This window comes from Pseudomonas sp. 65/3-MNA-CIBAN-0223 (genome assembly GCF_040310425.1).
In the GTDB taxonomy this organism is placed as follows: domain Bacteria; phylum Pseudomonadota; class Gammaproteobacteria; order Pseudomonadales; family Pseudomonadaceae; genus Aquipseudomonas; species Aquipseudomonas gregormendelii.
The window spans coordinates 1-238 of sequence record NZ_JBEOPV010000334.1; the positions used below are offsets into that span (position 1 = coordinate 1).

Consider the following 238-nt stretch of genomic DNA (forward strand, 5'->3'; position numbering starts at 1 on the left):
CATTTGGTGATGACGATGATGCGGAAGTATTACTTCTCAAAGGTCTTGAGAATAATCCTGAAGGCAAAATTTCTAACTTTTTCTATGGAGAGTTTCTCCTTGATGAACGCAAATATCATCAAGCTAAAAAACATTTACTATTGGCTAAACAAGTACCACTGCGAACCAATAGCTTAATGGCTGATAAGCACCGCCAAGTTGAAATAGAGTTACTATTAGAAAAAGTAGAGCATAAAAT

The 238-nt window shown here is 35.3% G+C and carries 1 pseudogene; it reads left to right on the plus strand.

Annotated features, from left to right (window positions below):
- Positions 1 to 238, plus strand: a pseudogene (locus tag AAEZ09_RS29105) (hypothetical protein); the annotation flags it as partial.